A 12,722-nucleotide genomic window follows, 5' to 3' on the forward strand; every position below is an offset into this window, starting at 1 on the left:
CCTTGATCATTATCTGGCGGGGAGAGGGGTTGGAGGAGATCGGTGTCGACGAGAGAACCGGCAAGACGCTCGTGAAGATTGATCCGACTCATTTTTGTCCGAGCGAGGTAGATCCAATTCGGGGATGCCAGCAAGGCGCGCCAAATTCTCGGCTGGACGCCAAAGCGGAAGTTCGTCCAGCTCGTCGAGGAGATGATGGCTAGCGATCTGGCCGAGGCGAAGCAGGATGCTGCCCATGGAAAACGCACAGTTTGAGCTGAAGGGCCAGAGCGTCTACGTCGCCGGCCATCGCGGCATGGTCGGCAGCGCGCTTGTGCGCCGGCTAGCACGAGAGGACGTCAAGCTCCTCACCGTGGACCGGCGCGCCGTGGATCTACGCAACCAAGCGGCCGTGTTCGACTGATTTACGCGCCTGCGGCCGCAGGTAGTATTCCTGGCTGCGGCTAAGGTCGGCGGCATCGTCGCCAACAACCCGCGCCGCGCCGAGTTCATATACGATGACATCGCGATCGCCGGCATGTGATCCACGCTGCCCATCAAAATGGCTCCGAGAAGCTGATGTTTTTGGGGCTCTTGCTGCATCTCTCCGAACTAGCACTCCAGCCTCTGCGTGAGGAATTCGTACTGACAGGCCCGCTGGAGCCGACCAACGAGCCTTATGCGATCGCGAAAATTGCCGGCATTGAAATGGTAGAAGCCTTTCGCAGTCAGTACGGCAGCGACTTCATCAGCGTGATGCCAACCAATCTATACGGACCAGGCGATAATTATCATCCGGAATTGAGCTACGTTGTCGCCGCGATGATCCGCCGCTTCCACGAAGCAAAGGCTTTCGGCGCCAGAGGCGTCGTAGTTTGGGGTACCGGCACACCGCGGCGCGAGTTCCTCCATGTCGATGACATGGCTGATGCTTGCGTGCACGTCATGAAGACCTATTCAGATTCGGAGTTGATCAACATTGGCACCGGCGAGGATATCACCATCGCTGAACTTGCGCGCTTGGTGGCGGAGGTCGCCGGTTACAGCGGCAGAATATGTTTCGACTCTGCAGGTCCCGATGGCACTCCGCGCAAGCTCCTCGACGTGAGCAGGCTGATAAAACTCGGCTGGCACGCCTCCACCTCGCTCAACGCCGGCTTGAAGTTAGTTTACGAAAGCTATCTGGCGGCTGTGTAATGGCGCTGCATCGCCGTTTGAATTTCCTAGAGCGTGCTCAAGTGCCAGTCAGCGGAGTTTCCTTTCTGCCGACGATGGCCAGCTCTCCACCACTCTCTCTGATCAGAAACTTCTGAAGTCGTTGTCGAATTGGCCGATCGACGTATGGATCGATGAGGTACGACGGTACGACCCACACGCACATCCCTAAACAGAAAATAGTCAGCACCAGAGTGCAAAGTTGTGCGATCGCTAGACTAACCTTGCAAGCGCAGGCGAATCGCCAACGCGTAGGATAAAGTGGATAGGAAACTCGATCTCAAGCTTGAGATACCTGATCAGTGCCTCGGCCGCCTTCGCGTCGGAAGCTTCAGCTTTGGTGCACTCGCCGGGATCCCTTCCCCGCTTGAAGACGCACGGCGCGCTCCGCGAGGATCATCGCATGCGCGGCGGCAAGATAGGTGGGGAGCGATTTAGATGTGGCACGACGATGATGGCATCACGATCCGCAAGCTCAAAGCCTCATCCGACCGACGTTGGCCGCCACGTCTCTTGTAGGTGCCGCCAGTCAATTCCGGACAAGAGATAACCGAGCTGCGCCGACGAGATCGTCACCACACCCTTCGTCGGGCTCGGCCAGATGAAACGCCTCGTTCCGGGCGCTTCGTAAACAGACAGGCGCCGTGGCCGTCATGCCAGATGACCTTCAAAAAATTGCCCCGGCGACCGCGGAAGCAAAACAGGTGGCCCGCTAAGCGGGTCGCGATGCAAGATCTCCTGAACCTGCAACGCCAGCGACGAAAAGCGCTTCCGCATGTCGGTATGCCCGGTCGCGAGCCATACCCGCGCGCCGGCCGGCAACGGGATCATCGTGGCCGTCCATCAGTCAACGGCGCCACGACTGCGCTCCGCGTCGCCGCGTCCACCGCACCCGTGATCCACATCCGAGCCCCGGCCGCAATCCTTATAAGGTCGACCCGCACCTCTCGGAAACGAGGTCCGATCTTTCTCCGCAAAACTAGCAGGCTTCAATCCACGTGCTTGGCCAACTTGCTTGCGATGAGTAACGCGCCCTCCGCGAGAAGGTGACTACTATCGAAATAGATCGGCGTTCCAGGCTGCGCATACTCGATACATTGACGCTCATGGCACATTTCTCCTATCAGCGACAAATATCGCAACCCGTTAGATCGTGCATACTCGGCCATGAGCGAATCCAGCTCAAACGGCGAGATAGCTAAGGCTCTTTGTGCCCACAGCGAGTCACCCTTTTCAAGGCCCTCCGCCAACAGTTTGGGAAGTGGCGCGCTGTACTCTGGGCTCGGCCCCAGTATGATCACTTCAACTCCGGAAGTCTCGAATGCAGCCACCGTCCGCTTCAGATCAAGCAGCCAACTCTCATTCCATCCATTTGTTTTCCCAACGCTACTCCGATTCCAAGCTGCCGATAGCCAAACACGCTTAATGGAGCCGTCCTCCTTGACTGTCTTTCGTGCCAATTGAATGAGATCAGCACAAGCGCGACTCATAACAGGCTGGGGAACAATTAGTGGCGGGCATTGCACACCAGTTAGCTGCACGACGCTTGCCTCTCCAAAGACCCGGCGGAATCCATAAGCCAAGTGCGCTGCGTGGCTATCACCAAGCAGTAAGTCCGTTGGCTTATCTAGTTTGTTTTGGAGGCAGCCAACGGCATCAAAAGCGCTCAAGGAGTCCGTTGCGCTTAAAAAGCATCTTCCCTCTCGAAATTGAGATTTTGGATCGTAGTCCAACCATTCCGACATTGCTGCCGCTGCAGGCGAAAACCGTTGAGGCAGCCCGTCAGTCACTAAGACGACGGTTGCACCCGCCGCAAGGACGCATGCAATGCAAATAGTGCTCCCGAGCAGGAGCCTCTTGGGCACTAGCCTCTGATTTCTCGTCGGAAGCTCGACCAATAGCCACGATAGTGCGCCACAACACAGGGCGAGTCCGAAGACCACCATTCTGTCCGTAAGCTTAGAACCAAAACTCGGTAGCAAGTCTTGCCGATGAAAGACCAAAATCGGCCAATGCCAAAGATAGAGCGAGTATGAAATTAGCCCCACGAATCTAACGGGCGCAAAGGAAAGGCACCTGGAAACTGCGGTCGCGTGACTCTCTCCCGAATGGATGACCAAGGCTGCTCCAAGACACGGGAGCAAAGCTGTTAGTCCGGGAAACGGGGTAAGAGGCGTAAAGAAGAACGCAGAGCTAACGATCATGAAAATGCCAACGATAGCCGCGGCAGAGGCCAATCGCCTATCGTCAAACGAAGGTACGACGCGCAATGCGAGCAACGTTCCGAGCAAAAGCTCCCAAGCCCGCGTTGGCAACAGATAGAACGTTGCAGCCGGCTTGACCAAAACGCCTACAGCACTGATCGACAGCGAAACAGCAAATGTGGCCATCACGATGGCGCTGAGCCACCGTCCCTTCGTGCGTCCGATGAGGATGATCAGGGCTGGAAATGCTATATAGAACTGCTCCTCTACCGAAAGCGACCAAGTGTGAAGCAACGAAATTTGCTCAGCGGGCAGAGCAAAGTAATCTGTCGTAGCCCAAAAATAGAAGTTCGTTACAGAAGCAAGAGCGGACAAGATTACCCGGCTGGTTTCTCGCGCCACCGGCGGAAAATCCATCAAGCAAGAAAGCAGCAGCACGACACCCAATACGACCGCGTAAGCCGGAAAAAGTCGACGTACTCGGTGCTCATAGAAACTCGCGACGCGGAAGTTTCCTTTTTCCATTCGCGAAAGGATATTCCCACTTATGAGGTAACCAGAGATGACAAAGAATACATCGACCCCAACAAAGCCACCCCTTAGAAAAGATTGACCAATATGAAATATGACGACTGGCAGGACGGCCAATGCGCGCAACCCATCGATGTCAGATCGCCATCTCTCATTGCTGTATAGAGCACCTCCATCTAGGCTCCTTGGGCCAGCTTCCAGTTTTCGGAACATCCGTCACTCTTTTTCAGTCGATCGCAATTGATATAGCGGACTATCGAGGAGATGTGATCGAAGCCAAAGTCGATCCTCTTCCGTATCAGACAGCCAACGATGCAGGAGCCCCCCCCACTTTACGGGCAGTTGCAGCGCTTCCCAAGCGGTTTGCGCTTCATTTGATATTGAACTGTATAACTCATTGTCGTCGAGCAACTCCTCGACCCGGTCAGCCAGCTCCTTGAAGTGACCAGCTCGAAATATCATCGCATTCTTTCGATGTGACAATCTGCTCACAAACATTGGATGATCAGAGGCAACGATAGGTGTCCTGGCGCAAAAGGCTTCATAGATCGTCAGCGGCAACCCTTCCGGATATTCGTGCTGGCTAGGAACGACCACGATTGCAGCTTGCCGCATTTGGTCGAGCACTTGATGATTGGAGACCAGGCCAAGGAAATGAATATCATCGCCAACCCTCAGGCTGTGGGCAAGCTTCCGATATCGCTCAATCTCGCCCGCTCCCGCTATCTTCGCCGAAGCTTGAATCCCTCTTCTGCGCAACTCAGCTACAGCGCGGATCAGCTCGCCGACCCCCTTGCGCTTCGTAACAAGACCGGCGAAAAACAGTGTGAGAGGTAATTCGCCTACAGATTGCTTTGGCTCCAGATCACGAGGCTGCCGCGTATGTGGCCAATCCCAAGGAATAATCTTCCGTCGATCCACACCGATTCGCGCAAGAGAAAGGCATGACGGTATACCGTGATTAGCGACCAAGCTGACTCTGGTATCATTGAGAACGGATGCAATTCTGCCGTACCTAATAAGCCTTCGAAGGGGATTGATATCAAAAGAGTCTGCACAGACGCAAAGCAAAGCACGGTTGGTTTTGAGCCCCCACTTAATAAAGCGCGTTAATGGGCCGAGCACGATCAGATGAGTGGGATCGAATTCGGCCATTATTCGAATCGCCCCATCACTCTTAGGATTCCTATTCAACCCAGCGCCGATTAGACGAAGACCCGAAGGAAGCTTAGCGTCATAGATCCTGGGTGAGCTGCAACACAAGATTGCAGTTTCCCCGTAAAGGTTGTTGATGCTACTCAGCTGCTCCAAAACGTAGCGGTGACCATAATATGTTTCCGCATCGGAAGACTGGGCCATTTCGTGTGCGGCCAGATAGTCACCGGCGTACTGAACAACTAGAACACGCATCCCTTACTCCAACTTAGGACCTTTGCCACAGCAAGGCTGCATTCAGCGGACCTTGCAATCCAATTTCGGTGCGCAGCAAAACCCAGCCAATGAGTAAGGCAATCAACAACGTAGTGGCGCCAGCATCTTGTCGAGCAAAGCCCTCCCCGATCGACTCTTGAATCATGACAATAAAGAAAAGTCTGAATAACTCACCCATTACAATGGCGAGAATTGCACCCAGCAGCCCAAGATATACCAGACCGATAGGAATACCCACGGCGATCACCCCGAGCTTGATAGTGTTCGATATTGTATTGTAGGCGGGCTTACCCAGTCCAAGCAGCGTAGCTTCATTGAGATTCGACAGCACACCAAACCAAGAACCGACAAGCAGGACGCACAACATCCAGCTCGCATCGTGATACCTTGGATCGTACAGTGAAGTTACTGCCATATCGGCCCATGCGATCGCGAAGCTTAGACAAACCGACGCCGAGAATACGAACTTCCGCCTGAGCGAACGAAAGCCCGGCCCAACTGAGTTTCCCCGCTCCGCTCTCATTGCGGATAGTGCGGGAAACAACACTTGATAGCTAAGTCTACTAGAAAGGGCCGGCGCCAAGTCAGCTATCGTACGCGCCAATCCGAACACGCCAAGTATCCCAAGGTCCACGGCCTTACCAAGATAGATCCGATCTAAATTGCTTGCTGTGTACACGACGAACGAAGACATCGTGATCCATTTGCCAAAACGAAAGATTTCCTTCGCGCTGGACTTATCAATAGTAAAGCGAGGCATTCCGCGCCTCAGCAGATGACTAAGAGTCGACCGAGCGCTTATCCCACCCAAGACACCGAATAAGGGCGCCCAAATAGTCGGATTAAGCAGTGCGAGAAGCACATTGAGTGTTGATGCAATCGTTTCCGCGCCTAACTCGAATAGATTTCGCTTTCTGACCTCCAATTGCTTTACCAGAACAAAGATCGAAGTCGAATGGAGCGAGTTTAGGAAGGGCGCAAAAGCCATTAGTACAAAAATAACAGCATCGACCTGATAGAAGCCGGACAGGGGTATCGACAAAGCGAGCATTAGTAAGCAGAGACAAGCGCCTCGAATTACTTGTATGGTCCACGCCGTATTTAGAAATTTTGGATTCAGGCCTGAGGGGCTTGAAACAATGTTTTGTTCGATCCCCACGTCTGTTAGAAGTTCAACACCCGTTTTGATGCTATTCACAATGACCATAATGCCGAGCAGCTCTGGCGCAAGGAGCCGAGAAACAACAACATTCGTGCCCAGCCGAAGTGATATTGAAACGGCGTAACTACCGATCGTCCAAAAAGCTCGATTTAACAACAAGGATGGCCGACGATTCATGTGGAAATACAGATCCTGATCAATCCACCATCGGACGATAGGTGTCGTGGCAAGCCGCGCACCTGCTTACCCCAATATGCTTTCACGCATCACCAGCGATGACGATTGATTTAAGCATCTCCTTTGAGGAGGCCCTCCTACGAAAGAATCCGATGAGGAGACCAAAAGCACTTACGTTCCAAATAACAAACGAATAGAAGCCCAATCGAACATTGCCCCTTCGCCACGTTAGCCCGGCCAATGGAAGCAAGATTCCCCCTCCGAATATCGCAAGCCTCGAACTGGCTCCGCCTGGCAAAGCAAGAATTGAGATCAAGGATGCCCACCATAGCATTACTGCCAGTCCGAGCCGGAGATGCGAAAACTCCTTCAAGACTGTCCAAAAATATCCCATATCCCAAGACGCACGAACAACTTCTCCCGCGGCGCTTGAGTGGCCAGACCTGATCCTCCGCCAAAGCAATGCATACCCCTCAGTCGCGTGGCCAAAATGATCTATCGAGTGCCGATCTATCCGAGCTAAAAGCCACCCCCGTTCACGAAGCCGCACACCGAGATCATACTCTTCGAACGCATGCAAATTGCGGTCTGCGAAGTACCCAATCTCATGCAAAGCGCTGCGTCGGTAAAGGCCTCCACAGTCTAACCGATCCACCGTACCTGGCAGCCAATTGCGTGCCGTTTGAACCTTTTGCGCTCTTATCTGAAACTCAAGCGCGCTGGTATTTACCTCTCTTACGCGGCCTCCAACGGCTGCAAACTTTGGATTCTCCTCCAGATATTTGATCGCGGCAGGAAGAAAGTCCGGGTCCAGCACCATATCTCCGTCGAGAAGATAGAAGTACTCGCCCCGATTTTGCTGATAGGCCAGCTGGGCGCCTGCGCCACAGCAGCGTTCAGTCGGGTTTGCCAGTTGAACTATCCGGACAGGAAACTTCTTTGCAATTGCTACCGTGGCATCGGCAGAGCCGGAATCGGCCACAACCACGTCACCCCCGACCCGTTCAACCGCAGCTAATGCGCTCCTAATCGCCGCAGCGATTCTGGCCTCTTCGTTTAGAGTTTTTATGCCTATCGTGACCTTCACGGCAAAACTCCACTTGATACATAAGCGCATCTGAGTGCAGACACGAAGCAGCTCCGTCAATACCTGGCCTGTTCACCACAGCAATCCATGACCTTCACGATTAGCGCTCTTAGTCTGCCAAAGACAAGCACGCTCCGAGCAACTTCTCGGATCCACACTTTTGAACCCATGGTCTTGGATTTGATCACGAAGCTAGGCAAGCAATCGCTCGTATTGAGCTATCATTGTCCCAAAGCTAAATTCTTCGCCAAGCTGCTGAGCGCGCGCGACGTATTGATTGTACAGATCTTTGCGTCGGAGCAGATCAAGAATAGTTTCGGCCAACGCTCGGGCATCATTAAGCTCTACAGCAATTCCGCATCGACTGCCGTCAGAAGCCGTAATGGCCTCGACTTGCACCGGCACATTTGTCACCACAAGAGGTATTCCAAGCTTTGCCGCTTCGACGAGCGCAAGGCTGTGCCCCTCGTAAAGGCTCGGTTGGACGAAGACATCTCCTTGAGCAAGGATGGAAATTGCGTCTTCGCGTTGTCGAAACCCGAGAAACTCAATGCGGTTCGCCACACCAAGCGTCTCCGCTAGATCCTTGAGATCAGCCTCTTCCGGTCCGGTACCGACGATGCGGATCCGCACGTCCGGCATGTGAACGGCTGCGCGCAGTAGCATTTTGTAGTTCTTTTGCCTGGCCAGTCGGCCTGTAGCAACGACCGTTCGTCCACACCTTGCATTAGGAGGGTACTTTTCAAGCAGGGAACTGATTAGGCTTTCAATGGGCACGGAGAGCGCATTCTTGATAACAATCCGCTTTCGGCAATCGCCGCGTTCTACAACCAGGGATTCAGCGACGGTGTTCGACACACAGACGATCTTTGATACTCTAGTTAGTTTACTTACTACCGCATCCGCTTTCCTTAGCAGGCGATTATATGTCTCAGCAGGACCATGGTGCGATGTAATGACTTTCGTACGACAGCGCGCGAACGCAGCGGCAAGAGGAACGACCACATTCGCAGCAGGCAATGCTGTAAATGCATACTCTACGTTCGTACTGCGTAGAAAGCGCGCCAGTCTGAGAAATGCTGCGATTTGATCAGCTATACCGACCGGCTTACGCTTAAGGATATACTTCCACGAGATAGTTTGGGTTTTTCTGACTTCGCCCTTATAGGGATAGAATGCAACTAGAAATACTTGGTGACCTCGCGCGGCGAATGTTTCCGCTATGTTTGACCACAGTTCCTGCGCCCCACCGGCGGAGGAGTGTGAGACAATAAACGCTATTGAGGGCATGTAAGTTTTGCTTTCAGCGAATGACCAAGCTTTGGCTTAGAGGCCAGCTTCTACAATTCGATGATTGCTCTCCGAATCCTCTGCGCAAAGGATGCAGGCGCTGTGGCCGACAAAGGTGCGGCGCTTACACTCTCTCGCCGAGCTCTAGCTATTTGTTCCCGAATTTGGACTTCGTCAGTAGCGACGTAGATTCCAGGGCGGTCCGCCAACCATTTGACTGTATCCAATTGATGATCCGTATTATGTTCACGCAGTGATTGTCTCCTTGGAAACAAAACGATTGGCTTCGCCGCCTGAGCCGCGCTTATAACACTGCCCATCCCAGCGTGTGCCACGACCAGTGAGCATGAAGCCACTCGTTCGGCGAAGTCCTGAGGCGACAAGATCCGACTAAACTCCATGGCGCGAGGCTCATACCTTCCTGTGCCGATCTGGGCAAAGACAGCTTCGGCTGGGTGATCTGCCGCCCAACCATCCATAATCTGGATAAGCCGATCGAATGGCACCATCGAACCGGTGGTTACAAATATCACAGCACCGCGCCCCAAAAATCTGGGCTACCTTGGTTTGCTAGATTGGGCCACTGAGTTAAGTAGACATCAGCAAAGTACTTGGCAGTCTTCCCTGAGGTTGAGAGTTTTTCGCAATTCGCAATGCTATCGATCCATATTGTCTTTGAACCGAAGAGCATCTTCCCTAGCGCGATCGCAACAAGCCCTGGAAATGCTCCTGTTGTGACGATTACGTCGGGCCTTTCTCGTGAAAGAACCTCAGCGATTTTGGCAATGAGCTTGACTGCGTGCCACTTGTTGCGCCGACTGACATTTGGCACCGAATAGAATCGATGATCTACCACTTCGCAGGCGTAATCAGGATAGACAGTCGCGAATGCGACATCTATCCCCTGAAACGCGTCCTGCAAGCGACGCAATTGCACCCAATGCCCTCCGCCTGAGGCAATGGCGAGAACTCTTCGGGTCATCAATCTAGTCCTCTATGGATAAAGCGTCAGAGTACAGAATTTTAGGGAAATCATTCAGCGGAGCCCTCGACTTGGGGATCTCTTGTTTGCCGACGACGTAGATTACGGGGCTGTAATTCCGGATGAGGGGCAGCGCTCCGACGACGCGATAGAACATCCTAAGCACTTTTCGATTGGACGTCGGGATGGATAGAAATCCACTCTGAGCAACAGCGATCCCAAGAAATTCGACGAATGCTTCCAGCTCTCTTATTGTGAATTCGTGTTTATGGCGCCCGGTGGGATCGGCACGATAGGGCATGTAGATGTTTTTCTGCAGGATTAATTTCGCGATGTTCGCGACCCTACAAGCATTGGGTACAGTGATGCAAAGCGTCCCACCTGGGCGAAGAACCCGACGAATCTCAGCGCCAAGACGAGCTGGAAAATACTCCAGATGTTCCAGAACTTCGCAGGCTGTAACGACATCAAAGCTGTTATCCTCAAAAGGGAGTGGGCATCTCTCAATATCTACATGGCTAAGTTCGATCGGACCGTACGCGGAATGCACAGCCGAAAAATCCTTCAAAGGATGACTATCATTCGCAAAATAGACACCCGTACACTGGCGAGCACCAAGCAGCTTAGCCTTGTACAATAGGTAAAATGGAGAAGCGCCAATATCGAGAATACGGCTGCCGGCAATGTAAGGTCTTATCAGCTCGACAGTTCGATCCATACGAGCTTGAGCGTCCTTCAAATAGGAGCTCTTTGCAGAATAAGGAGTGGGCTGCTCTAGTGCTGCATCGAAATACAGACAGAACTCTTCTTTGGCATCTAGACGAGCCGCCCGGTTAATCTTCTCGAGATGCATAACTTTTCACCCAAAGTCAGGGCGCACCCAATAATATGAATTTTACATAAAAACTCGTAGTTCCTTCTTAGTGGCCGGTCAAGCAAGCGCCACCAGTCAGCCTTACCTTCAGAGAACTGTTGTTCAACGTGGTGAATCCATGCCCGAGATCATTGCGGGCGAAGATGCAATTCTACTACTTGCGTCTGTTAGTACTTTACACTTTCCTACGTGGACCAGACATAACCTAGCTTCGCAAAACAGCCCTGCGATCACAGGGTTAAACATACAGGGTATAGAAACTGCTCAAACTTCAGTCAACTTTCGAGCATTGCAGGACTTGATCACGGTGATACTCCGCTGGATTACAGATGCCCGGCTGACCGTAGATCCAGCCAGACCCCATGTAGCCGATATAGACTAAGCCGAAGGTGTCCTTACTCGCTTCAATTGAAGTAACTTGGTCAAGCGCCCCCATCGGAAATTGGACTAATCGGTGCCAACTGTCACAATTGTCTGTTGAGCGCCAGATTCCATACTCGCCACGCACTTGGCCAGAGATGTAGATCGCTGAATACTGGGCCCCTGTCGCTTCCTTCCCAAATGCAATATCATCCACCCTATTCACGTCGGACAGCGATGTCCAATTCACCCCTCCATCAATGCTCCGTCGGAGTATTGTGTCGGAACCACCATTTAAGCCCGACGTAAAGAACAGGTGGCCCGCACGATTGGGCACTGCACGGAGCTTAGCAGAGAAACCGCTTCGAGGGGCGACCTCCCTGTCAAAGACCTTTGCCCAGCTTTCACCACCGTCTTCAGTTCTCCAAAGCCCTATCAAGGATTGGTTTGAGCCACCTCCGCTATGCACAAGATAGAATACTCCTCCGCGCGCGCGATCTGCCGCTAGAGTTTTGCGAGTGTAGTAGTACTTTTCATGCGAGCCAGTGTTCGGCAACTTCTCGCCCGGAAACGAAACACGCTTCCAAGTCTTTCCACGATCCTTGGTAAAGAAGGGCGCTCTATCGAACGAAGGCTCCCAAACGATGTTTGAAGTGTCTGACGAGGAGACCGCAATCGTACCAAACGACATCTTCCAGGGATCATTACCCTGCGTGCCCGGCGGCTGCGGTAGCTGGGTAAACTTTTGCCACGTTCGCCCGCCGTCTTCGCTGTAGCCGGCCATCACTGCGTCGCCATCTTGGTAGCAGCAGCCTATCCGCGTGTCCGAAGAGTTAGTCACCACGAAGCTTGGGCTAGAAGGACTCCAATCCATCTGTTGAGCGGCGATGATCATTCGCTCTCTGGGTCCAAACGTCGTGGAATACAAATTTAGATCAGCCTTCCGATGGATGCCAAAATCCCAGTTCCCAAATAGCGGGGCTTGCCCTGGCGGCTGAACGGCATCCGTAGCCACTAACTCCTCAATTCCGCGAGCTTGGCTTTTCCAAACAATTTCCCGGCCGCTGTCCGTTATGTCAGCGTAATAGATACCGGTACCAGCACAGACCCATAGCCTGTTTGTGACAACCGGATCGAACGTCACGCGTCCCGTGGCAAAATAAGAAACGTTAGCTACACGAAGCCAGGGCGGATCGTCATCGCCCGGTTTTGAGCGACGCGAAAGTTGAATCCAAGTGTCCCCATAGTCGTCCGATCGAAAAGCCCGACCTCCAATATCGAATGCGTAGACTTGCGACGTGGCCGGATTTACGGCAACTGCACCAAATAGACGATGCCCTAGCGCAGGACTATTAGAAAGATTGCTCCACTGACTATCATGGAATCGCCAGAGCGACTGAGTTGTGCTGTCTGCCAAGAAGAGCCGACCA

At 53.0% G+C, this 12,722-nt stretch carries 11 protein-coding genes and 2 pseudogenes; 2 read left to right on the plus strand and 11 right to left on the minus strand.

From position 1 onward, the window contains the following. Positions 1 to 8: 8 nt before the first annotated feature. A pseudogene (locus tag DCM79_RS00240) lies at positions 9 to 255 on the plus strand (GDP-mannose 4,6-dehydratase); the annotation flags it as partial. Next, positions 236 to 1,176: pseudogene (locus tag DCM79_RS00245) on the plus strand (GDP-L-fucose synthase family protein). The pseudogenes DCM79_RS00240 and DCM79_RS00245, both read left to right, overlap by 20 nt. A gap of 590 nt (positions 1,177 to 1,766) precedes the next feature. On the opposite strand, the gene DCM79_RS31800 reads toward DCM79_RS00245, so the two are convergent. The 11 genes from DCM79_RS31800 to DCM79_RS00290 form a co-directional block, all read right to left on the minus strand. Next, positions 1,767 to 1,865 carry a hypothetical protein gene (locus DCM79_RS31800; protein WP_373568093.1) on the minus strand — a complete coding sequence of 33 codons (99 nt, stop codon included), beginning with the start codon at positions 1,863 to 1,865 and terminating at the stop codon, positions 1,767 to 1,769. Continuing rightward, complete coding sequence (gene tnpB, locus DCM79_RS31805; protein WP_373568094.1) at positions 1,846 to 2,025, minus strand: IS66 family insertion sequence element accessory protein TnpB; 180 nt, start codon at positions 2,023 to 2,025, stop codon at positions 1,846 to 1,848. Before tnpB ends, DCM79_RS31800 begins: the two co-directional genes overlap by 20 nt. A 158-nt stretch (positions 2,026 to 2,183) precedes the next feature. Then, complete coding sequence (locus tag DCM79_RS00255) at positions 2,184 to 4,142, minus strand: acyltransferase family protein (protein WP_257177985.1); 1,959 nt, start codon at positions 4,140 to 4,142, stop codon at positions 2,184 to 2,186. Positions 4,143 to 4,145: 3 nt separating this feature from the next. After that, complete coding sequence (locus DCM79_RS00260) at positions 4,146 to 5,084, minus strand: glycosyltransferase (RefSeq protein WP_257177986.1); 939 nt, start codon at positions 5,082 to 5,084, stop codon at positions 4,146 to 4,148. 268 nt (positions 5,085 to 5,352) lie between these two features. Beyond that, positions 5,353 to 6,699, minus strand: coding sequence for an oligosaccharide flippase family protein (locus tag DCM79_RS00265; RefSeq protein WP_257177987.1), 1,347 nt, complete (start codon positions 6,697 to 6,699; stop codon positions 5,353 to 5,355). An 82-nt stretch (positions 6,700 to 6,781) separates the two neighbouring features. Beyond that, positions 6,782 to 7,786 (minus strand): glycosyltransferase family 2 protein, encoded by a 1,005-nt coding sequence (locus DCM79_RS00270; protein WP_257177988.1) that lies wholly within the window; start codon positions 7,784 to 7,786, stop codon positions 6,782 to 6,784. Positions 7,787 to 7,978: 192 nt separating this feature from the next. Continuing rightward, positions 7,979 to 9,076 (minus strand): glycosyltransferase, encoded by a 1,098-nt coding sequence (locus DCM79_RS00275; protein ID WP_257177989.1) that lies wholly within the window; start codon positions 9,074 to 9,076, stop codon positions 7,979 to 7,981. 50 nt (positions 9,077 to 9,126) lie between these two features. After that, a complete protein-coding gene (locus DCM79_RS31810; protein ID WP_373568095.1) occupies positions 9,127 to 9,585 on the minus strand; it encodes a glycosyltransferase in 459 nt (152 codons plus the stop codon). 20 nt (positions 9,586 to 9,605) lie between these two features. Further along, a complete protein-coding gene (locus tag DCM79_RS00280) occupies positions 9,606 to 10,058 on the minus strand; it encodes a UDP-N-acetylglucosamine transferase subunit ALG14 (RefSeq protein ID WP_257177990.1) in 453 nt (150 codons plus the stop codon). A 4-nt stretch (positions 10,059 to 10,062) separates the two neighbouring features. Further along, positions 10,063 to 10,911, minus strand: a complete 849-nt coding sequence (locus DCM79_RS00285) for a bifunctional 2-polyprenyl-6-hydroxyphenol methylase/3-demethylubiquinol 3-O-methyltransferase UbiG (protein WP_257177991.1) — start codon at positions 10,909 to 10,911, stop codon at positions 10,063 to 10,065. A gap of 292 nt (positions 10,912 to 11,203) precedes the next feature. Then, on the minus strand, positions 11,204 to 12,187 hold the full coding sequence (locus DCM79_RS00290; RefSeq protein WP_257177992.1) for a sialidase family protein: 984 nt from the start codon (positions 12,185 to 12,187) through the stop codon (positions 11,204 to 11,206). Between the last annotated feature and the right edge of the window lie 535 nt (positions 12,188 to 12,722).

The organism is Bradyrhizobium sp. WBOS07 (genome assembly GCF_024585165.1).
Taxonomy (GTDB): Bacteria; Pseudomonadota; Alphaproteobacteria; order Rhizobiales; family Xanthobacteraceae; genus Bradyrhizobium; species Bradyrhizobium japonicum_B.

Coding starts and splice junctions, on each gene's coding strand:
- tnpB (WP_373568094.1), bottom strand. CDS start 2,025: ATGATCCCGTTGCCGGCCGGCGCGCGGGTATGGCTCGCGACCGGGCAT.
- DCM79_RS00255 (WP_257177985.1), bottom strand. CDS start 4,142: ATGTTCCGAAAACTGGAAGCTGGCCCAAGGAGCCTAGATGGAGGTGCT.
- DCM79_RS00260 (WP_257177986.1), bottom strand. CDS start 5,084: ATGGCCGAATTCGATCCCACTCATCTGATCGTGCTCGGCCCATTAACG.
- DCM79_RS00265 (WP_257177987.1), bottom strand. CDS start 6,699: ATGAATCGTCGGCCATCCTTGTTGTTAAATCGAGCTTTTTGGACGATC.
- DCM79_RS00275 (WP_257177989.1), bottom strand. CDS start 9,076: ATGCCCTCAATAGCGTTTATTGTCTCACACTCCTCCGCCGGTGGGGCG.
- DCM79_RS31810 (WP_373568095.1), bottom strand. CDS start 9,585: ATGGTGCCATTCGATCGGCTTATCCAGATTATGGATGGTTGGGCGGCA.
- DCM79_RS00280 (WP_257177990.1), bottom strand. CDS start 10,058: ATGACCCGAAGAGTTCTCGCCATTGCCTCAGGCGGAGGGCATTGGGTG.
- DCM79_RS00285 (WP_257177991.1), bottom strand. CDS start 10,911: ATGCATCTCGAGAAGATTAACCGGGCGGCTCGTCTAGATGCCAAAGAA.
- DCM79_RS00290 (WP_257177992.1), bottom strand. CDS start 12,187: ATGATCATCGCCGCTCAACAGATGGATTGGAGTCCTTCTAGCCCAAGC.